This window comes from Bradyrhizobium sp. Arg237L, from assembly GCF_029990105.1.
GTDB lineage: Bacteria > Pseudomonadota > Alphaproteobacteria > Rhizobiales > Xanthobacteraceae > Bradyrhizobium.
On record NZ_JAQMIL010000098.1, the window covers coordinates 1 to 19,408 of the forward strand.

General features: G+C 62.3%; 17 protein-coding genes. 3 read left to right on the forward strand and 14 right to left on the reverse strand.

What is annotated here, in order from left to right:
* Positions 1 to 444: 444 nt before the first annotated feature.
* The 3 genes from OZ411_RS38650 to htpX all read right to left on the reverse strand — a co-directional run bounded on the left by OZ411_RS38650 (position 445) and on the right by htpX (position 2,455).
* Positions 445 to 1,140 (reverse strand): hypothetical protein, encoded by a 696-nt coding sequence (locus OZ411_RS38650; RefSeq protein WP_282532144.1) that lies wholly within the window; start codon positions 1,138 to 1,140, stop codon positions 445 to 447.
* A 133-nt stretch (positions 1,141 to 1,273) separates the two neighbouring features.
* Positions 1,274 to 1,474 (reverse strand): DUF2905 domain-containing protein, encoded by a 201-nt coding sequence (locus OZ411_RS38655; protein ID WP_282532145.1) that lies wholly within the window; start codon positions 1,472 to 1,474, stop codon positions 1,274 to 1,276.
* Positions 1,475 to 1,522: 48 nt separating this feature from the next.
* Entirely contained in the window at positions 1,523 to 2,455 is a 933-nt protein-coding gene (gene htpX / locus OZ411_RS38660) for a zinc metalloprotease HtpX (RefSeq protein WP_282532146.1), read from the reverse strand.
* Positions 2,456 to 2,829: 374 nt separating this feature from the next.
* On the opposite strand from htpX, the gene OZ411_RS38665 reads away from it, so the two are divergent.
* Positions 2,830 to 4,152, forward strand: a complete 1,323-nt coding sequence (locus OZ411_RS38665; protein WP_282532147.1) for a lytic murein transglycosylase — start codon at positions 2,830 to 2,832, stop codon at positions 4,150 to 4,152.
* Between the two features lie 234 nt (positions 4,153 to 4,386).
* Complete coding sequence (locus OZ411_RS38670) at positions 4,387 to 5,490, forward strand: alkene reductase (RefSeq protein ID WP_282532148.1); 1,104 nt, start codon at positions 4,387 to 4,389, stop codon at positions 5,488 to 5,490.
* A 360-nt stretch (positions 5,491 to 5,850) separates the two neighbouring features.
* On the opposite strand, the gene OZ411_RS38675 is transcribed toward OZ411_RS38670, so the two are convergent.
* The 8 genes from OZ411_RS38675 to OZ411_RS38710 all read right to left on the reverse strand — a co-directional run bounded on the left by OZ411_RS38675 (position 5,851) and on the right by OZ411_RS38710 (position 16,751).
* Entirely contained in the window at positions 5,851 to 7,593 is a 1,743-nt protein-coding gene (locus OZ411_RS38675) for an ABC transporter substrate-binding protein (protein ID WP_282532164.1), read from the reverse strand.
* Positions 7,594 to 7,708: 115 nt separating this feature from the next.
* On the reverse strand, positions 7,709 to 8,038 hold the full coding sequence (locus OZ411_RS38680; RefSeq protein WP_282532149.1) for a DUF2160 domain-containing protein: 330 nt from the start codon (positions 8,036 to 8,038) through the stop codon (positions 7,709 to 7,711).
* A gap of 10 nt (positions 8,039 to 8,048) precedes the next feature.
* Positions 8,049 to 8,855: a carbohydrate ABC transporter permease gene (locus OZ411_RS38685; RefSeq protein ID WP_130576841.1), complete on the reverse strand. Its 807-nt coding sequence runs from the start codon at positions 8,853 to 8,855 to the stop codon at positions 8,049 to 8,051.
* Positions 8,855 to 9,757, reverse strand: a complete 903-nt coding sequence (locus tag OZ411_RS38690) for a sugar ABC transporter permease (protein ID WP_130576840.1) — start codon at positions 9,755 to 9,757, stop codon at positions 8,855 to 8,857. Before OZ411_RS38690 ends, OZ411_RS38685 begins: the two co-directional genes overlap by 1 nt.
* Entirely contained in the window at positions 9,757 to 10,842 is a 1,086-nt protein-coding gene (locus OZ411_RS38695) for an ABC transporter ATP-binding protein (RefSeq protein ID WP_282532150.1), read from the reverse strand. Before OZ411_RS38695 ends, OZ411_RS38690 begins: the two co-directional genes overlap by 1 nt.
* A gap of 12 nt (positions 10,843 to 10,854) precedes the next feature.
* A complete protein-coding gene (locus OZ411_RS38700; RefSeq protein WP_282532151.1) occupies positions 10,855 to 11,934 on the reverse strand; it encodes an ABC transporter ATP-binding protein in 1,080 nt (359 codons plus the stop codon).
* Positions 11,931 to 13,475, reverse strand: a complete 1,545-nt coding sequence (glpD, locus tag OZ411_RS38705; RefSeq protein ID WP_282532152.1) for a glycerol-3-phosphate dehydrogenase — start codon at positions 13,473 to 13,475, stop codon at positions 11,931 to 11,933. Before glpD ends, OZ411_RS38700 begins: the two co-directional genes overlap by 4 nt.
* A gap of 429 nt (positions 13,476 to 13,904) precedes the next feature.
* Positions 13,905 to 16,751 carry a TM0106 family RecB-like putative nuclease gene (locus tag OZ411_RS38710; protein ID WP_282532153.1) on the reverse strand — a complete coding sequence of 949 codons (2,847 nt, stop codon included), beginning with the start codon at positions 16,749 to 16,751 and terminating at the stop codon, positions 13,905 to 13,907.
* A 172-nt stretch (positions 16,752 to 16,923) separates the two neighbouring features.
* Here OZ411_RS38710 and OZ411_RS38715 point away from each other — a divergent pair, with 172 nt between their 5' ends.
* Positions 16,924 to 17,370, forward strand: coding sequence for a DNA-binding protein (locus OZ411_RS38715; RefSeq protein WP_282532154.1), 447 nt, complete (start codon positions 16,924 to 16,926; stop codon positions 17,368 to 17,370).
* Positions 17,371 to 17,694: 324 nt separating this feature from the next.
* Here the strand turns inward: OZ411_RS38715 and OZ411_RS38720 are convergent, their stop codons facing one another.
* The 3 genes from OZ411_RS38720 to OZ411_RS38730 form a co-directional block, all read right to left on the reverse strand.
* Positions 17,695 to 18,525 carry a DeoR/GlpR family DNA-binding transcription regulator gene (locus OZ411_RS38720; RefSeq protein WP_282532155.1) on the reverse strand — a complete coding sequence of 277 codons (831 nt, stop codon included), beginning with the start codon at positions 18,523 to 18,525 and terminating at the stop codon, positions 17,695 to 17,697.
* A gap of 74 nt (positions 18,526 to 18,599) precedes the next feature.
* A complete protein-coding gene (locus OZ411_RS38725) occupies positions 18,600 to 18,791 on the reverse strand; it encodes a hypothetical protein (protein ID WP_130576836.1) in 192 nt (63 codons plus the stop codon).
* Positions 18,792 to 19,002: 211 nt separating this feature from the next.
* Positions 19,003 to 19,404 carry an acyl-CoA thioesterase gene (locus OZ411_RS38730; protein ID WP_282532165.1) on the reverse strand — a complete coding sequence of 134 codons (402 nt, stop codon included), beginning with the start codon at positions 19,402 to 19,404 and terminating at the stop codon, positions 19,003 to 19,005.
* Positions 19,405 to 19,408 lie beyond the last annotated feature (4 nt).

The following is a 19,408-nucleotide window of genomic DNA, read 5'->3' on the forward strand; positions in this document are numbered from 1 at the left end:
GAGACGCGCGGAGTTAAATCACTGATTTGCCCGACGGCGAAAGCGGAATGTTTTTTGTGTGAGGGCTGGACGAGCCAAATCACGTTGATTGGCTTAAGGAAAATCGCGCGAATGATACGACGCCGTCATGCCCGGGCTTGCCCGTCTTCGCTATCGCTTCGCCGGACTGAGATTAGAGTGCCCGGCGAAGCCTCGGCGTAGCCGGGTCCCGGGCATCCACGTCCTTCGCGCCCGGGACAACGTGGATGGCCGGGTCAAGCCCGGCCATGACGGAGGAGAGGATTGCGCCACGCGTCGCTCAGTCATTCCGGGGCGATGCGCCAGCATCGAGCCCGGAATCCATTTCTCCACCTGCGCATGCGGCCCGATGGACTCCGGGCTCGCGCTACGCGCGCCCCGGAATGACGGCGGAGGTTGTTGCTGCATGCGCCCGCAATGCGCGCTTCACGCGGCCGGTTCATCCGGATCGAGTGCGGCCTGGAAGCGCGTCGATGCATCGCTTGCTTCACCGGACGCACCAAACACCGCGGCGACGGTGATGTCCTTGGCGAGATGGGTGCATTCGAGCCAGACCAGATTGAGCATCAGCGGCGGCAGTTCGCGCGCCTGCTGCATGTTCCTGCAGCGGGCCTCCGCGCCCTCCATGCCCCACCATTGCTGAGCGACCGTCACGACCCTGCGGAAATTGCGCAAGGTGCCTGACGCCTTCGCGCGATCGACCTTGGCGAGCAGCGCGCAATGGTTCAGCCAGTTCAGCCCGGCGATGATGGCGATCGCGACGTCGTCGACGGCGCGTCCGGTGAAATCGATCACCGTGTCCTCGTGCGGCTGCTGGCGCAGGAAGCCGTCGATCAGCTCAGCCTGGCGCGACGGCTCCGTCAGAAGCGCGGAGTCGCGTCCCGGGATCATGGTCAGATAGCGCATCCCTTCCAGCCGTGTGTGGCGCCAGATTTCGCGCGGGCTGGCGCTCGCATCATTCGATTTGCGCTTGCAGGCGGGATAGACGAGATCGCCGTGATCGGCCTTTTCGAGATATGTCGCGACGACCTTGTCCAGCGCCTGCAACAAGGCATCCGCGCCGGCCCTGGCATCCAGGACCTCTTCTGACGGAACCTCTCTGCCCCAACCAAACAAGGCCATTGCTTGTTTCCGGCGTGATCCTCTCGTTTTGCGAGTGTAGCACCAGCGCGGCCGATTGCACTGCGCCAATCCGCCGTATTTTTCGGCAGGGGCGGGACGGCGCCGGCGGGATTCCGGCGGAACCCCCGCTCTCCTAGCGGTTGACGAGCCAGATGATCACGCTCAGCACGACGCTGAGCAATAGCGACGTCATCAGTGGGAAATAGAACGAATAATTTGATCCCTCGACATGGATGTCACCAGGCAGGCGGCCAAGCCCGAGCTTGCCGATCACCGGCCAGAGCAGACCAGCGGCGAGGAGGAGCAGTCCGAGGATGATCAGCGTGCGCTGCATCCGGCACCTCCAATTCGTGGGGCGGTTTATCCGCCCCACGAATATCGCTTAACCCCACGGTCCGCGCGAGGTGGTCGTGCCGCCCCATGGGCTGCCTGAAGGATAGCGCGTTCCGGCGGAAGGTGCACCACTGGCGCCGAGCTCGGCAGCGAGCTGCTGCAGCGCTGCGATGCGGTTCTCGGTCGACGGGTGGGTGGAGAAGAGATTGTCGACGCCATGGCCCGACAACGGATTGATGATGAACATATGGGCGGTCGCGGGATTTCGCTCGGCCTCAAAGTTCGGCACCTGGTGCGCCGCATTCTCGATCTTCATCAGCGCGGACGCGAGCCACATCGGCTGGCCGACGATACGCGCGCCGAGATTGTCGGCGGCATATTCCCGGGTGCGGCTGATCGCCGTCTGCACCAGCATAGCGCCCAGCGGCCCCAGGATCATCAGCGCGATCGAACCGACGATGCCCGGACCGCTGTTGCTGTTACGGTGGCCGCCGAAGAACATGCCGAATTGCGCCAGCATCGAGATCGCGCCGGCGATGGTGGCGGTGATCGTCATCAACAGCGTGTCGTGGTTCTTGATATGCGCGAGCTCATGCGCAATCACGCCGGCGAGCTCCTCGCGGCTGAGCTGCTGCATGATGCCGGCGGTGACGGCGACCGCGGCATTCTGCGGATTGCGGCCGGTGGCAAACGCGTTGGGCTGCGCCTCGTCCATCACGAACACGCGCGGCATCGGCAGGCCGGCGCGGCGCGCGAGCTCGGCGACGAGGCCAACGAGTTCGGGCGCGGTGCGCGCATCGACCTCATGGGCGCCGTACATGCGGAGCACCATGCGGTCGGAATTCCAGTAGGTGAACAGGTTCGTGGCGGCCGCAACCACCAGCGCGATCATCGCGCCGCTGGCGCCGCCGATGAGATAGCCGATCCCCATGAACAGGGCGGTGAGGCCGGCCAGCAGAAGGGCTGTCTTGAAATAATTCATCGCCGTTTCCCCTGCGTCGTTGCGGAAAAACCACTGTTGCAGGCGCAGTTTAGGTAAGGATTTGCCTATGGGCAGCGCAAGTGGCGAAAGGTGCGTCGGGGCGACGCGGGCGAAAATACGCTGGCTCCCTCCCACGTCGTCCCGGCGAAAGCCGGGACTCAAAACCACCGGACTTTGTGATGTGCTCCGCTGCAACCACTTGCTCGCGCCACAACAGTTTCCTGTGGTTATGGGTCCCGGGTCCCGGCTACGCCGAGGCTTCGCCGCGGCGCGCAAGCCCGGGACGACGGCGGAGTGAGGGATAGCTTGGGCGTAAAGCTTCACGTAAGATCATTACTATCTTTCGTAAGCCCATTCCCTACCGGCGAGTTCTGATGTTCAAGACCCGATTTGCGATCGCGGCCGTCACGATGATTGCGGCGTTTTCGTCTGCGGCCTCCGCGCAGCAATTGTTGCCGGCACCCACACGTCAGGCACCGGCGGCCGCGCGGCCTGCGACGGTGTCCTCGTCGCGCGCGGCGGCCTGCCATAATGGCCAAAGCTTCGAGCGCTTCCTCGCCGATCTCAAGCAGCGCGCGGTGTCCGACGGCGTGTCGCAGCAGGCGATCGCGGAAGCCTCGCCGTACCTCGTCTACAACCAGGGCATCGTCAACCGCGACCGCGGGCAGCGCGTGTTCGGACAGATCTTCACCGAGTTCGCAGGGAGAATGGCCGCGCCCTACCGGATGCAGCAGGGGCAGCAGCACATCAAGACCTATGCGGCGGCGTTCGCACGCGCGGAGAAGGAATACGGCGTGCCGCCGGCGGTGATCGCGGCGTTCTGGGGACTGGAGAGCGACTTCGGCGCCAACATGGGCAACCTTCCAACGCTGCCTTCGCTGGTGTCGCTTGCCTATGATTGCCGGCGCTCGGAGATGTTCCAGAACGAGACCATCGCGGCCTTGAAGATCATCGACCGCGGTGACCTTTCGGCCGATGAGATGGTCGGCTCCTGGGCCGGCGAGCTCGGGCAGACGCAATTCCTGCCAATGCACTATTTCAACTATGCCGTCGACTATGACGGCGATGGCCATCGCAATCTCTTGCGCAGCGGGCCCGACGTGATCGGCTCGACTGCGAACTATATCGCCAACGGATTGAAGTGGCGGCGCGGGGAGCCGTGGCTGCAGGAAGTGCGCGTGACCGCATCCAGCTTTCCGTGGGATCAGGCCGATCTCACGACAAAACTGCCGCGCTCGAAATGGGCGCAGCTCGGCGTGACCTATCCGGATGGACGTCCACTAGCGAATGACGACATGCCGGCGTCGCTGCTGTTGCCGATGGGACGGATGGGGCCGGCGTTCCTGGCCTATGCGAATTTCGCCGCCTACACCGAATGGAACAATTCGCTGATCTATTCGACCACCGCCGGGTATCTGGCGAGCCGCATCGCCGGCGCGCCGCCGATGCTGCGGCCTTCGGCACCGGTGGCGCAATTGCCGTTCAACGAGATCAAGGAATTGCAGCAGCACCTGGTGCGCGCCGGCTTCAATGTCGGCAAGGTCGACGGCGTGCTCGGACAGGCGAGCCGCAGCGCGGTGAAGGCGATGCAGATCAAATATGGATTTCCGGCAGATTCCTGGCCATCAGCGGAACTGCTGGCGCGGATGCGCGGGCGCGCCCAGCCGACGGAAGCGGCAATGCCGGCCGTTCGTTAGACCCGCTTCGGGAAATGACGCCGCTGTGACAGGCTTCTTCAAGAGGTCGTTTTGCTGCACTCATCGTTATTTAGAACAAATCCTACTATGTTCGCCTGCATGTGCCGCTTTTGACGCCAGTCAAGCGACCGAACACCGCGCGTTGCTAGTCTGCACGAGAAGAATGGCTGGGGCATTGCGCCCATCGCCGCGATGCACAAATGTTGCGTATCGTTCATTTCCGGAAAGCCTCCCATGAGCCAATCCTCCAAACTGTTCGAGCCCCTCAAGCTTAGTCCGCTGACGCTGCCCAACCGGGCGGCGATGGCACCGTTGACGCGCAACCGCGCGGTGCCGCCCGGCATGGTGCCGAGCCCGCTCGCGGTCGACTATTACGCGCAGCGCGCCTCCGCCGGCCTCCTGATCACCGAGGCGAGCCAGGTCTCGCAGCAGGGCCAGGGCTACCAGGACACGCCCGGCATCTATTCGAAGGAACAGATTGCGGGATGGCGCAAGGTTACCGACGCCGTGCATGCGCGCGGCGGACGCATCTTCATCCAGCTCTGGCATGTCGGCCGCATCTCCCACAGCTTGCTGCAGCCGAACGGCGGCGCGCCGGTTGCGCCATCCGCGATCCGCGCCAAGACCAAGACCTTCGTGGGCGGCAGCTTTACCGATGTGTCCGAACCGCGGGCGCTCGAGTTTTCCGAAATACCTGGCATCATCGAAGACTTCCGGCGCGGCGCGGCGAACGCGATCGAAGCGGGATTCGACGGCGTCGAGATCCACGGCGCCAACGGCTATCTGCTCGACCAGTTCGCCAAGGATGGCACCAACAAGCGCACCGATGCCTATGGCGGATCGATCGAGAATCGCGCGCGGCTGATGCTGGAAGTCTCCAAGGCGGTGGCCGCGGAAGTCGGCGCCGAGCGCACCGGCATCCGCATCTCGCCGGTGACGCCAGCCAACGACGTCTCCGACTCCAACCCGCAGCCGCTGTTCGATTACATCGTCGATGGGCTCAATGCGCTGAAGCTGGTCTATATCCACGTCATCGAAGGCGCGACCGGCGGGCCGCGCGATGTCGCGCCGTTCGACTATGCGTCATTACGCAAGCGCTTCAAGCAGGCGTATATGGCCAACAACGGCTATGACTTCGCGCTGGCGAACAAGGTGCTGGAATCCGGCGCCGCCGACCTGATCGCGTTCGGCAAGCTGTTCATCTCCAACCCCGACCTGGTCGAGCGTCTGAAGCAGGGCGCCGTGCTGAACGAATGGGACAAGAACACGTTCTACGGCGGCGGCGCGAAGGGTTATACGGACTATCCAACGCTGGAGGCGGTGGAGGCGGCGGAGTAGCCGCGAATACCGCCGCCATTGCGAGCGAAGCGAAGCAATCCATGCTTCCACGCGTGCGGAGAGATGGATTGCTTCGCTTCGCTCGCAATGACGAGTGGAAAGGACGACGTCTTTCTCCCACTGTCATTCCGGGGCAGCCCGCAGGGCTGAGCCCGGAATCTATTCCACCACGTGCTTTGCTGTCCGATGGATTCCGGGCTCGCGCTTCGCGCGCCCCGGAATGACGAAGGCCGGGATTGCTCCCGGCCTTTTGTTTTTCTCCGTCATGCCCGGGCTTGTCCCGGGCATCCACGTCTTTCCACACGCGCGGCAACGCGTGGATGGCCGGGACGAGCCCGGCCATGACGGCGTTGCGAGAGGTTACTTCGCTTCCGCACGCTTCGGCGGGGTGGCGGGCCACGACTTGATCAGGGTGTCGTAGTCGACTGTCTCGCCCTTCGGCTTCTCGTTGGCGAGCTTGCGCTGGGGCGCGATGGTGCCGTCCTTCTCGGCCTTGGCGAACCAGTATTCCGCCTTCTCCTTCTTGTTCAGCTTCGGACCGCAGGCGCCTTGCACGCCTGATTTCTCGAGCCGCTCCATCACCGAGTCCTGGGCCGCGGCGAGCGCGTCCATCGCCTGTTGCGGCGTCTTCGCACCCGACGATGCATCGCCGATGTTCTGCCACCAGAGCTGGGCGAGCTTCGGATAATCAGGCACGTTGTTGCCGGTCGGGGTCCACTGCACGCGCGCGGGCGAGCGGTAGAACTCGATCAGGCCGCCGAGCTTCGGCGCGCGCTCGGTGAACGACTTGTCCCAGATATCGGACTCGCGGATGAAGGTGAGACCGACATGGCTCTTCTTCAACGACACCGTCTTGGAGACGATGAACTGCAGATAGAGCCAGGCTGCCTTCCGGCGATCCGCCGGCGTCGACTTCAGAAGCGTGAGCGAGCCGGCGTCCTGATAGCCGAGCTTCATGCCTTCCCGCCAGTAGGAGCCGTGCGGCGACGGAGCCATGCGCCATTTCGGCGTGCCGTCTGCGTTCATGACGGGAATGCCGGGCTTCACCATGTCGGCAGTGAACGCGGTGTACCAGAAGATCTGCTGGGCGATGTTGCCCTGCGCCGGCACCGGGCCCGATTCAGAGAAGGTCATGCCCTGCGCCTGCGGCGGGGCATACTTCTTCAGCCACTCCAGATATTTGGTGATCGAGTAGACCGCGGCCGGACCATTGGTGTCGCCGCCGCGCTCGACTGACGAACCCACGGGACGGCAGCCTTCCATGCGGATGCCCCACTCGTCGACCGGCAGACCGTTCGGAATGCCCCTGTCGCCATTGCCCGCCATCGACAGCCAGGCGTCGGTGAAGCGCCAGCCGAGCGAGGGGTCCTTCTTGCCATAGTCCATATGGCCGTAGACCTTGACGCCGTTGATTTCCTTGATGTCGTTGGTGAAGAACTCGGCGATATCTTCATACGCCGACCAGTTCACGGGCACGCCGAGCTCGTAGCCATACTTGGCCTTGAACTTGGCCTTGTAGTCGGGGTTGGTGAACCAGTCGTAGCGGAACCAGTAGACGTTGGCGAACTGCTGGTCTGGCAACTGATAAAGCTTGCCGTCCGGCGCTGTCGTGAACGACTTGCCGATGAAGTCGTTGACCTCGAGATAGGGATCGGTGACGTCCTTGCCCTCGCCGGTCATGTAGTCCGACAGCACGATGGTCTGGCCGTAGCGGAAATGCGTGCCGATCAGGTCGCTATCGTTGATCCAGCCGTCATAGACGTTCTTGCCGGACTGCATCTGGGTCTGCAGCTTCTCGACGACGTCGCCTTCCTGGATGGTGTCGTGCTTGAGCTTGATGCCGGTGATTTCGCTGAATGCCTTGGCGAGGGTCTTCGCCTCATATTCATGCGTCGTGATGGTTTCCGACACGACGTTGATTTCCATGCCCTTGAAGGGCTCGGCCGCCTTCGCGAACCATTGCAGCTCCTTCATCTGGTCTTCCTTCGACAGGGTCGAAGGCTGGAATTCGCTGTCGATCCATTTCTGGTTGACGGCGTCGTCGGCGCGCGCCGGCGCGCTGACAGTGGCGGCGGCCGCGATCAGCGCGGCGGCGCTGGTCATCGTAAGCAGACGGCCCCTGGTGGTTCCTCTCAAATGTCGCATGGCGTTTCCTCCTGATATAGCGACAAAACAATTCAGGTCCGGGTTGGCCCCGGATCTGCTCTTCTTCACTTCCTCAGACGGTGCGGAAAATCACAACGGCCGTGGCAAGCGAAATCAGTGTGGCGAGCCACAGGCTCGAAAGCTCGACGCCCTCCTCCCCGATGGGCAGCGTGGTGATGGAGTCGGTGCCGACGACGCCGATCCAGACGAGATGGATGACGGCGGCAAGCACCAGCGAGATGAAGAGACGATCGCCGCGCGTGGTCGGAATCCTGAGCACGCCGACCCGCTCGGCTTCGGGATAGGCGACCGCGAGCCAGGTCATCACCGCCAGCGTCATGCCGAGCAGCGCAAAGAAGATCGCCGTCGGCAGCGTCCAGGCCATCCATGCGATGCTTTCCATGGGGCGCCTCCTACACGCGACCGAGCGCGAAGCCGCGCGCGATATAGTTGCGGACGAACCAGATTACGAGCGCGCCCGGGATGATCGTGAGCGCGCCGGCCGCGGCGAGCAGGCCCCAATCCATGCCGGCCGCGGAGACCGTGCGCGTCATCACCGCGGAGATCGGCTTGGCATCCACCGAGGTCAGCGTGCGCGCGAGCAACAGCTCGACCCAGGAGAACATGAAGCAGAAGAAGGCGGCCACCCCGATGCCGCTCGCGATCAGCGGCACCAGGATCTTGATGAAGAAGCGCGGGAAGGAATAGCCGTCGAGGAACGCAGTCTCGTCGATCTCGCGCGGCACGCTGGAGACGAAGCCTTCGAGGATCCAGACCGCGAGCGGAACGTTGAAGATGCAATGCGCCAGCGCCACCGCCCAGGGCGTATCGAACAGGCCGATCGCGGAATAGAGGTTGAAGAACGGCAGCGCATAGACCGCGGCCGGCGCCATGCGGTTGGAAAGCAGCCAGAAGAACAAATGCTTGTCGCCGAGGAAGCGGTAGCGCGAGAAGCCGTAAGCCGCCGGCAGCGCCACCGAGATCGAGATCACGGTGTTGATGACGACATATTTCAGCGAGTTGATATAGCCGGAATACCAGCTCTCGTCGGTGAAGATCCGCTTGTAGTTCTCGATCGTCGGCTGGTGCGGCCACAGCGTCATGGTCGAGACGATCTCGCTGTTGGTCTTGAAGCTCATGTTGATGAGCCAGTAGATCGGCAACAACAGGAAGATCAGGAACAGCGAGATGATGAGGCGGCGCCCGGGAATCGTGCCCATCACACAGCTCCCTCTTTTTGCGGGCGCTCGGCGCCGGCATTGGTCATGACGGTGTAGAACACCCAGCAGACGATCAGGATGATGAGGTTGTAGACCAGCGACAGCGCCGCGGCCTTGCCGAGATCGAACTGGCCGAGCGCGATCTTGACGAGCTCGATCGAGATGAAGGTGGTCGAATTGCCGGGCCCGCCGCCGGTGACGACGAACGGCTCGGTGTAGATCATGAAACTGTCCATGAAGCGCAAGAGCACCGCGATCAGGAGCACGCGGTTCATCTTCGGCAACTGAATCGCGCGGAACACCGCCCAGCGCGAGGCGCCGTCGATCTGCGCCGCCTGATAGTACGCATCAGGAATTGACTTCAGGCCGGCATAGCAGAGCAGCGCCACCAGGCTGGTCCAGTGCCAGACGTCCATCACGATCACGGTCGCCCAGGCGTCGAGTTCGTTGGAGACGTAGTTGTAAGGGATACCCAGGCTGTTGAGGGTGTAGCCGAGCAGGCCGATATCTGGACGGCCGAAGATCTGCCAGATGGTGCCGACCACGTTAAACGGGATCAACAGCGGCAGCGCCAGGATCACGAGGCAGACGGCGACGGTCCAGCCCTCGCGCGGCATCGACAACGCGACGACGATACCGAGCGGTATCTCGATCGCGAGGATGATCGCGGAGAAGATCAGGTTGCGCCAGAGCGAGGCAAAGAAGCGTTCGCCGAGGTCAGTCGTGGGATCGAGCAATTCCTTGAACCAGCCGACGCCGTTCCAGAAGAACTGGTTGTTGCCGAAGGTGTCCTGCATCGAATAGTTCACCACCGTCATCAGCGGCAGCACCGCCGAGAACGCCACCACCAAAAACACCGGCAGCACCAGGAACCAGGCTTTCTGATTGACCGTCTTGTCCATCAGGCGACCCCCTCGACCAGGCGGCTGTCGGCATAGACGTGCACATGCGCGGGATCGAACACGAGCCCGGCCATGTTGTCGGGCACCGAAAATCCCGGCGGCACGCGTGCGGCGAATTTGGAATCGCCGACGCGCACCCGCGCAAAGCGGATGCGGCCGAGATCGTCGATCCGCTCGATCGTCGCCGCCAGCAGGCCGGAGGCGGGCGGCGCGACGTCGACGAATTCCGGCCGCACCCCGATCTCAATCTTCGCGCCCGCGGGCAGCACGCCGTAATTGCGATGCAGGCCGATGGTGTGGCCATCGATCCGCGCCTCGCGCCCATCGACATGCGCCGGCACGATGTTCATGCCGGGCGAGCCGATGAAATAGCCGACAAAGGTGTGCGCGGGCTTATCAAATAGTTCAGCCGGTGTGCCGCTCTGCACCACGCGCCCGTCATGCATGACGACGACGGTATCGGCAAAAGTCAGCGCCTCCGTCTGGTCGTGGGTGACATAGATCATCGTCAGATCAAGCTCGCGGTGCAGCGCCTTCAATTTCGAACGGAGCTGCCATTTCAATTCGGGATCGATGACGGTCAGCGGCTCGTCGAACAGGATCGCGGCGACATCGGATCGCACCAAGCCGCGGCCGAGCGAGATCTTCTGCTTGGCATCGGCGGTGAGCCGCGTCGCCTTGCGGTTGAGGTAGGGCGCAAGATCGAGCAGCTCGGCGATCCGCTTCACGCGCGCTGATATCTCCGCCTTCGGCACGCCGCGGTTCTTGAGCGGAAAGGCCAGATTCTCGCCGACCGTCATGGTGTCGTAGATGACCGGAAACTGGAACACCTGCGCGATGTTGCGCTTCTGCGTCGACAGCGGCGTGATGTCCTTGCCGTCGAACAGGATCTTTCCGCGCGACGGCGTCACGATGCCCGAGATCAGATTGAGCAGCGTGGTCTTGCCGCAGCCGGAGGGGCCGAGCAGCGCATAGGCGCCGCCCTGCCGCCACGTCATCGTCACCGGCTTCAAGGCGAAGGATGCCGGCGGCGCGTTATCGCCGCTGTAGGAGTGGGCGAGATCGACGAGGTCAATGCGGGACATGCGCCATCTCCCTCAATTCCGGCCGGGCGCGGCGACCAGGCGGTCGGCCAGGTCGAACACGAAGACGTTGTCGGGATCGAGCGCGACGTTGAGCGCCTTCCCGGGTTCATACTCATGCACGCCGTGCAGCACCGCGACCCAATTGGCGGAATCGCGCTGCAGGTGGATGAAGCTTTCCGAGCCGGTGATTTCGGTCACGCTGACGGTCGCCGGAAACACGTGACGGCCGGCGGCGCCTTTCGCGACTTCGAGCTGATGCGCGCGGAAGCCGACGCGATAAGCGCCATCGGCAAGGTTCGCGTAGAGGCCTGTCGCGGGCGCGCGCGTGCCGCCGGCATAATGCACGGTGCCGTGCCTCTTCTCGATATTGACGATGTTGAGCGGCGGATCGGAATAGACCTGGGCGACGCGCAGCGTCTCGGGTTGCCGATACACCCGCGAGCTGGCGCCCGCCTGCAGCACGCGTCCTTGCCACATGCAGATGGTGTCGCCGCCGAGCAGCAGCGCTTCCGACGGCTCCGTGGTCGCGTAGACGAAGATCGCACCCGACGCCTCGAAGATGCGCGGCAGTTCAGTGCGCAGCTCTTCGCGCAGCTTGTAGTCGAGATTGGCGAGCGGCTCATCGAGCAGCACGAGGTCGGCGCCCTTGACCAGCGCGCGGGCAATCGCGGTGCGCTGCTGCTGACCACCGGAGAGCTGCAGCGGCGTGCGCTTCAGAAAGGGCTCAAGCCGCAACAGCTTTGCGGCATCCGCCACGCGCTTGTCGATCTCCTCGCGCGGCCGTCCCTGCACACGCAAGGGCGAGGCGATGTTCTCATAGACCGAGAGCGAGGGATAGTTGATGAACTGCTGGTAGACCATCGCGACCGAGCGCTGGCGCACATCGATGCCGGTGACGTCCGCACCGTCGACCAGCACGCGGCCGCTCGTCGGCTTGTCGAGGCCGGCGAGCAACCGCATGATCGAGGTCTTGCCTGATAGCGTCGGCCCGAGCAGCACGCTCAGCGTGCCGCGCTCGAGCGTCAGCGCGACATCGTGGATGGCCGGGATGCCGTCCACGGTGCGCGTGACGTGGTCGAGCGTGACGCTCATGGCCGTCCTCCCGCCTCGCGTAGCGGACGTTCGCCGGACAGTCCATGAGCGGCGATCCATTCGTCGAGCGCCGATATCTCGGCGGCCGACATCCTCAAACCCAGTTTGGAGCGGCGCCAGACGATGTCTTCGGCGGTCAACGCCCATTCGTTCGCCATCAGGTACCTGACTTCGCTTTCCGTCAAGGTGGCGCCGAAGGACTTTCCGAGATCGCCGATCGATTTCGCGCTGCCGAGTACTTTTGTCGCACGCGTGCCGTAGGCGTGTGCGAGCCGGCTCGCATGCGGCGCCGACAGGAACGGATAGTCGCGCACGAGTTCCGCAGCGAGCGCATCGACCGCGGAGACATCCATGTCGCCGCCGGGCAGCGGCGACTTGCCGGTCCAGCCCTCGCGGGCTTTCGCGCTGCGCAAATAGGGCGCAAGGCGCTCAAGCGCTTCTTCCGCCAATCGCCGATAGGTCGTGATCTTGCCGCCATAGATCGAGAGCAGCGGCACGCCGCCGGGCGTGTCGAGCTCGAACACGTAGTCGCGCGTGGCGGCCTTCGCCTCGCTCGCGCCGTCATCATAGAGCGGGCGCACACCGGAATAGGTCCAGACCACATCCTCCCGCTTCACCGGCTTTGCGAGATACTCGCTGACGGAAGCGCAGAGATAACTGATCTCCTCCTCCGTCGCCTTCACCTTGGCGGGGTCGCCGTCATAGTCACGGTCAGTGGTGCCGATCAGCGAAAAGTCCTTCTGATAGGGAATCACGAAGACGATGCGGCCATCGGCGTTCTGGAAGATGTAAGCGCGGTCGTGGTCGTAGAGTTTTCTCACCACGATATGCGAGCCTTGCACGAGCCGCACTTTTGCGCGCGCGTTGACGCCGGCGCTCGAAGTCAGCACCTCTTCGACCCATGGACCGCCGGCATTGACCAGCGCACGCGCACGCACCGTCCGCCGCGCGCCGCTGCCTTCGTCCTCGACCGTGACATTCCAGAGACCGTCAGCCTGCCTGATCTCGACGGCGCGGGTGCGCGTGCAGATCTCGGCGCCGCGATCGGCGGCATCGCGCGCGGTCAGCACGACCAGCCGCGCGTCGTCGACGAAGCAATCGGAATACTCGAACCCTTTGATGTAGCGATTCTTGATCAGGGGCTTGCCGACCTCGTCGCGGGTGAGGTCCACCGAGCGGGTCGGCGGCAGCAGGTGCCGGCCACCGATGTGATCATAAAGGAACAGCCCGAGCCGGAGCAGCCAGGCCGGGCGCAGGCCGGCATGGTGCGGCAAAACGAAACGCAGGGGGCGGATGATATGGGGCGCGATCTGCCAGAGGATCTCGCGCTCGATCAGGGCCTCACGGACCAGGCGGAACTCGTAATATTCGAGATAGCGCAGCCCGCCATGCACGAGCTTGGTCGACCAGGACGACGTCCCGCTCGCCAAATCATTCATTTCACAAAGGAAAACGGAATTACCCCGCCCCGCCGCATCGCGCGCGATGCCGCAGCCGTTGATGCCGCCCCCAATGATTGCGAGGTCGAAAATCCGATCCAACAGACGCTTCCCCGGCCGCTCGCGTTCGCTTTCGGCGATTTCGCTTTCGGATTCGATTAGATCACAACGAAAAACGAAAGCAAACCGAAAATGGGGAACCGGGGTCTACGACTTGGGGATGAGGGAACTCCCCAGGTGGCAGCGCGGGTGTCATCCTTCGAGACGTGGAGAAGAGGCCGCTCCTCTCGATGAGAGGGACAAAAGCAGCCCCACCGTCACCGCTAGATGCGATAACCATAAGGCGATGATCGTGGAGAGCAGCACACCAGAACTTCTCAGCCCGAGGAGGTTCGTAGCCGCCTCGTGGCAAGAGCTAAATCGGCGTGCATCCCTTTTCGGCGGCACGGTTCATCAATCCGCGTCGGCCTCCGTAGCAAGAGCACTTTGCGCATCGAGGCGACGACAAGCGGTTGACCGCTTCCGAGGTTACTATGTCGCCTCACTCCCTCGCCGGTGCCGCCGAAGCGAAGCGATCGAGGAAGGTAGGTAGCCTTTTGGATAAAGCTCAATCCGCGGCGCTCTATGTCGCCGGCGCTTCTGTACCACGAACTGATTGATATCTCGCTCTCGCGAGAGAAGAAACTGAAGAAAACTTATGTCTCTAACACGGCAAGTCTGATAGATGCTCAGCAATACCAAGTGCTCGGCAAGTCCGGCCTCTTTAATGCTTCGCCCGACATCCTCCCGGTAATCGCTGATGCGCTTGATAGCGTTCTCGGCAAGATTGTTGTTCCAGGATACGCCGTCGTATTGCAGAAACATGAATAAGCGCTCGCGATTGCGACATAGACGCTCCTGCAAAGCTTTGGAAGCATCAGATTCGCAATTGGGCTCCGTGAGCGCATCGAAGAATTCCGTCACGTCTTTAGCGTGTTTTTTCAAGTACCGATGCTTGAGGCCATGCGCATCGACCGTGACGACGATCGAGCGCAGCAGGGCGCCAAATGGCGCTGTAATAGACTGAAGCTCCTGATCGAACGGATTGTCGAGAATTACTCGATTCATGTCGCGCATAAGGTGGATAAGGCAACGCTGCTGCAGACAAGGGAGCCCGTCGTAGGCCGAGTAAAAATCGGAGACCAGCACGCCTTTGAAGTCCTTGAGCATCTTTCGCAGGAAATCGCCTTCGCGTGAACGTCGGAAAATGTAGACGGTCGCGGATTCGCTCGCAAACACCCAGACGTACCCGCGGCCATCCTTCAAGTTCACCTCGGTTTCGTCGACATGTAGCACCGGCCCTGCAATCAGCTGCGCCAGCAGCTTATTGTAAGTCGGTCGGTATCGACGAGCGAGCAGATGCCGGAAAGTTAAGAATTCCCACCAGTTCACCCGGATGCCGAAAGTTTCGTAGAACAGCGCAGCTAGAGATTTGACCCCGAGGCGATGCGTGATGTGCTGGTAGGCGAACCAGCTCATAAAGCGATGAAAGTGTCGCGCGACCCGCTCGTATCGTTCGGGTATGAAGTCTCGTTCACACCCCCCGCAATGATAGGCCACAGCCCTAAATTCTATCACCTTCCGGCGGATCGCTCCCGGCGTGATGACGAGATCGAAGGCACGCTTTCGCCTCGTTTGCAATTCCTTCGGTCGCCGCTTCGGCGCGAGAGGCAAGATGTCTTTACTCTTACAGTAGGGGCAGCACGTCGCCCCAATTTCAACCCGGTGTGTCGCCCGCAAATCGCGGTTTTGCCAATGTCGGCGCCGCGTCTTTCGAATCCGCCTTCGCTGTGTTCGGACAAACACATGTCGTCGCTGGTAGTCAAAATAAGCACACTTATTCACGAACTCGAAATCAGCATGCGCGTACTTTGACCATGTCGCGCTTCGGGACAGCTTGTCGAGTTGTGCCACGGGCGCCACGCGCGGCATTGCACCAGGATCGCTTATGGCGCCGTCAACCAGCGCCTCAGCCAGAAAATCGCAGACTCTGCGCAAAGCGTCACAGTCCTCGAGATTGTACTGAATTAGCTTGGCTTTCCACGATGCGTCGCCGGTCTTCTCCCAGCTCTTGCGCCAAATGAAACTCTCGATGCCCGAAGCGCCCGGCTCGGTCCAACGGCAGCCAAGGCAGCCCGCCACCTCCTTAAGGCCATTCGAGTAAGTGGGAAAATAGAAATGGGGATAGATGATGGTGAGCACGTTCGTCAGCGCCGCCAAAACAGCATCAATGCGCCTCTTACGGTGGGATTGGCGCCGCATGCGCCCGATGAAACTCCGCTCGTAGTTGCCGTAACAATAGAGTTGCGGAACGTCATACCGCCCAACGATATCGAGAAACTTGCCAAATATTTCTGCTTCGCCTTTGGCGTCATCGGACCATAACGAGTAGCGCTCGATGCGCTCGCCATCGTGAACGACGAGCCCAATCAGATAAATGAATCCCTCCTCGGGATAGCCCTCCATATCAACATAGATCCGCACCTGGGCGGCTGGAAGTTTTGGTGTGCCGAGCACATAAATCGTTTGATCGCGAATGGCTAACGCATGCAACGCGTGGTCGCGTAGCTTGAGCGGGACATCGGCGCGCTTGCCGCGTCGTCGGGGCCGAAAAGTATGCGCGAGCTGAGTGAGCGTGAGCACACCTTTGCGGCCATATCGCTTGATCGTTTTTTCGCCAACCCCCCGTAACAGGCTAAGATTATCGTCACGGATGGCCTGGTCGCGGCAACGGTCGCGAAACTCGCAGATGCGGCAATGGTCGTTTAAGAGCAGTTTCGGCGGGGCTTCGGCGCGTTGTAAGCGCTCAGCATCTCGGAGGCGGTTTTCCGCAGCCGTCAGGGTCGCCCCGAAACGAATGGCCGTCCTCGCGCTGTCGCGCCCGAGATAGACGCGCCCGCCTGCGGGAAGCATTCCCTGAACCCGTGCCAGAAGAACCGCCCGGGCAGCAAGTTCTTGGCGATCGGAGGCGTGAAATCGTCGTGACGCACAAAATGCCACCGGTTCATATCTGAAGTCTCCAAGCGCTGAGTGGCCATCCGTCTTGCGAAGGGCATCGAAGGAAACCGCATAGCGATCATCATCCAGATGAGCGCCAAGGATAAACGGAATTCCCTTGCGGAGATTGCCCACGGACAAGCGGAGGTCTACCGCTATCTCGGGTTCGAGATATTCGCGTTGGATCTTTTCAATTGCCCCGCGTTGCACGTTGGCGCGTTGCTCGATCAGCAACTTCTCGTAACCGCATTGGGTCCCTGCCTCGCCGTGCAGTTGGAAGTACGCTTTCAACCGGCAATGGTGTAGCGCCTTGATGACATCGTCGGTGATCCTGCAGACCATTGTGTACCCCCTCACCGCCTCGGGGACGTTTGTCCATCTCTCGCATGATTCCAAATACCAAAGAATTCTATCAGCCCAGCGAGTGTTCGCGAACCGCGGGTTCAAGATGGATTTCAGATATTACAGTTAGGCGCGCCGAGACTTATGTTTTGGCTGGAAAGGAACCCCGGCCATGACCACCCACGTGCTGCAGTTCGTCGAGCTCTCGGACTCGGAGCGCAAGGCGGCCAAGCCTCTCGACAAGCTTGGCAAGGGCGATCATGTCGAGGTCAACGTCCGCCACAAGTCCGGCCAGGACCAGGTTGTCAGATTGCCTCCCAGCGCTGCAGCCCTGCTCGAGACTGCGCTTGATCATCTTCTTCAAGGGGAGCGTATCGCGATCCTCGCCGAGGACCAGGAACTCAGTCCGAATGACGCAGCCGACGTTCTGGGGATATCGCGGCCACTGGTCGTGCATCACATGGACGCAGGGAACCTTCCGTTCCGATATGTTGGTAAGCACCGCCGCACGAAGCTTAAGGATGTGTTGTCGCTGAAGGCGAGGACTGACGCACAACGATCGGCAATGGAGGCACTCGCCGACGACGCCGAGGACCTCAGGCGGCGCTATGGCGTTTGAGCCATCGATTGCCGTCTTCGATTCCTGCATCCTTTATCCGTTTCACCTGAGAAATATCGTCGAAGCGGGCATGTGGTTCGGCAGCGGGGACCTCATCCTTCGAGACGCCGCTTCGCGGCTCCTCAGGATGAGGGCGGACAGCCGTGCCAGGGCCGTCATTGCGAGGAGCGATAGCGACGAAGCAATCCATGCCGCAGCAAGTGGCGGGATGGATTGCTTCGTCGCGCTCGCAATGACCGGGGGAGAGACGGCGCACTCACATCTATCCCCTCACCTGAGGAGGCCGCGAAGCGGCCGTCTCGAAGGGCGAGGCCACTGGCGGTGCTAGACGCTTCGCAGCGTCACCGGGGCGGGCTCGGGTGTGGCGTCGTCGATGTCGGCGGCGGGCTTGTCCATTGCCACGACCACCTCGATACCTCTGCTGTGGCAGATGTTCGCCAGTCCCGCCGGCAATGCGGTGTCGGTGATGAAGGTCTGGATCTGGCTGATATGGGCGATGCGGACCGGGGCGCTGCGGCGGAGTTTTGTTGAGTCCGCCACCAGCATCACGTTGCGGGCGTTGGCGATGATGGCCTGGGCGACCTGGACTTCGCGATAGTCGAAATCCAAAAGCGCGCCCTCCTCGTCGATCGCCGACGCGCCGATGATCGCGTAGTCGACCTTGAACTGGCCGATCAGTTGCGTCGCGGTCGAGCCGACCACGGCGCCGTCGGCGCGCCGCACGGTACCGCCCGCCACCACCACCTCGATGCGGGGATGGCGGTACAGCAGCATCGCGACATTGAGGTTGTTGGTAATGACGAGCAACCCCTCATGCGAGGTCAGCGCGCTTGCGACCTCCTCCGTGGTGGTGCCGATATTGATGAACAGCGAGCAGCCGTTCGGAATGCGCGCCGCGGCGGCCGCCCCGATCGCCTTCTTCTCTTCGGCAGCGACGAAGCGCCGCGCCTCGTAGGCAAGATTTTCCACGCCGGAAGCGATGATGGCGCCGCCATGGATGCGCGTCAGCGAACGCCGGTCGCAGAGATCATTGAGGTCCTTGCGAATGGTCTGCGCGGAGACTTCGAAACGTTTGGCAAGGTCCTCCACCATCACGCGGCCAAAGGCGCGCGCAAGGTTGAGGATCTCGGTCTGGCGATGGGTGAGGACAGGCACGGCGCCACCTTGGGTGTGGAACGCCCCATCGTGCGGCGGTTTGGCGCTGTGGTCAACGCGGGAGATCGTGGAATCTATGATGCCAGCTTCAGCTCGCCGTCGGCGAGGCGGCGTGCGGCGCGCTCGGCTTCGCGGGCGTTGCGGAAGAGTTGGCCTTCCAATCGGTTGAATTCAGGACTGGCCGCAAAGAAGCGATAGCCACGCTCATCGCGCACGACGATGCCGGCCGGATTGGAGCCGACTTCGATGATGTAGGTATCAGACATTTCCCAGTCCCAATTGAAGTGCGGGCCTATAACGTGATGGGAGCCTGATCGTTCCGCGCTTTCATCACTGCTGCGTCCCGCGAAAAGCGATGGCCAGCGCGGCGAATTGTCCTGATATCGCCGCATTCCCGAACACCGAATCACCTGCTCTCACGAGGTGTGGGATACGAGCGGCTGATAACAACTGTGTGTAAGCGAGGAGACGTCTCGGTTACGTCGCAAGCGTGGCGCCGTCGCGCCGGATCGGCTGCGGCTGGCCATGGTCGTCGATCGAAACGTAAGTAAAATTCCCGTCGGTCACCAGGATCGATTGACGTTCCTTGCGGCGCAGCACCCAGGCTTCGAGATGGACGGTGATCGAGGTGCGGCCAATGCGCACAAGGTTGGCGTGCACGGAGACGAGGTCGCCGACATAGACGGCTTTACGAAAATTCATCGCCTCGATCGCGACCGTCACCGTGCGCGATCGCGCGACCTTGGAAGCGAACACGCCGCCGCCAAGATCCATCTGGCTCAGCAGCCAGCCGCCGAAGATGTCGCCATTGGCGTTGGTATCCGCCGGCATCGCCAGCGTGCGGATGCAGAGATCGCCTTGCGGCTCGTTTTGCGCCATCGGA

Bases quoted from the DNA above. Each gene is read 5' to 3' on its own strand.
- OZ411_RS38650 (WP_282532144.1), bottom strand. From the start codon at position 1,140: ATGGCCTTGTTTGGTTGGGGCAGAGAGGTTCCGTCAGAAGAGGTCCTG.
- OZ411_RS38670 (WP_282532148.1), top strand. From the start codon at position 4,387: ATGAGCCAATCCTCCAAACTGTTCGAGCCCCTCAAGCTTAGTCCGCTG.
- OZ411_RS38655 (WP_282532145.1), bottom strand. From the start codon at position 1,474: ATGCAGCGCACGCTGATCATCCTCGGACTGCTCCTCCTCGCCGCTGGT.
- OZ411_RS38685 (WP_130576841.1), bottom strand. From the start codon at position 8,855: ATGGGCACGATTCCCGGGCGCCGCCTCATCATCTCGCTGTTCCTGATC.
- OZ411_RS38725 (WP_130576836.1), bottom strand. From the start codon at position 18,791: ATGTCTGATACCTACATCATCGAAGTCGGCTCCAATCCGGCCGGCATC.
- OZ411_RS38695 (WP_282532150.1), bottom strand. From the start codon at position 10,842: ATGTCCCGCATTGACCTCGTCGATCTCGCCCACTCCTACAGCGGCGAT.
- OZ411_RS38715 (WP_282532154.1), top strand. From the start codon at position 16,924: ATGACCACCCACGTGCTGCAGTTCGTCGAGCTCTCGGACTCGGAGCGC.
- OZ411_RS38675 (WP_282532164.1), bottom strand. From the start codon at position 7,593: ATGACCAGCGCCGCCGCGCTGATCGCGGCCGCCGCCACTGTCAGCGCG.
- OZ411_RS38690 (WP_130576840.1), bottom strand. From the start codon at position 9,757: ATGGACAAGACGGTCAATCAGAAAGCCTGGTTCCTGGTGCTGCCGGTG.
- OZ411_RS38665 (WP_282532147.1), top strand. From the start codon at position 2,830: ATGTTCAAGACCCGATTTGCGATCGCGGCCGTCACGATGATTGCGGCG.
- htpX (WP_282532146.1), bottom strand. From the start codon at position 2,455: ATGAATTATTTCAAGACAGCCCTTCTGCTGGCCGGCCTCACCGCCCTG.
- OZ411_RS38700 (WP_282532151.1), bottom strand. From the start codon at position 11,934: ATGAGCGTCACGCTCGACCACGTCACGCGCACCGTGGACGGCATCCCG.
- OZ411_RS38730 (WP_282532165.1), bottom strand. From the start codon at position 19,404: ATGGCGCAAAACGAGCCGCAAGGCGATCTCTGCATCCGCACGCTGGCG.
- OZ411_RS38680 (WP_282532149.1), bottom strand. From the start codon at position 8,038: ATGGAAAGCATCGCATGGATGGCCTGGACGCTGCCGACGGCGATCTTC.
- OZ411_RS38710 (WP_282532153.1), bottom strand. From the start codon at position 16,751: ATGGTCTGCAGGATCACCGACGATGTCATCAAGGCGCTACACCATTGC.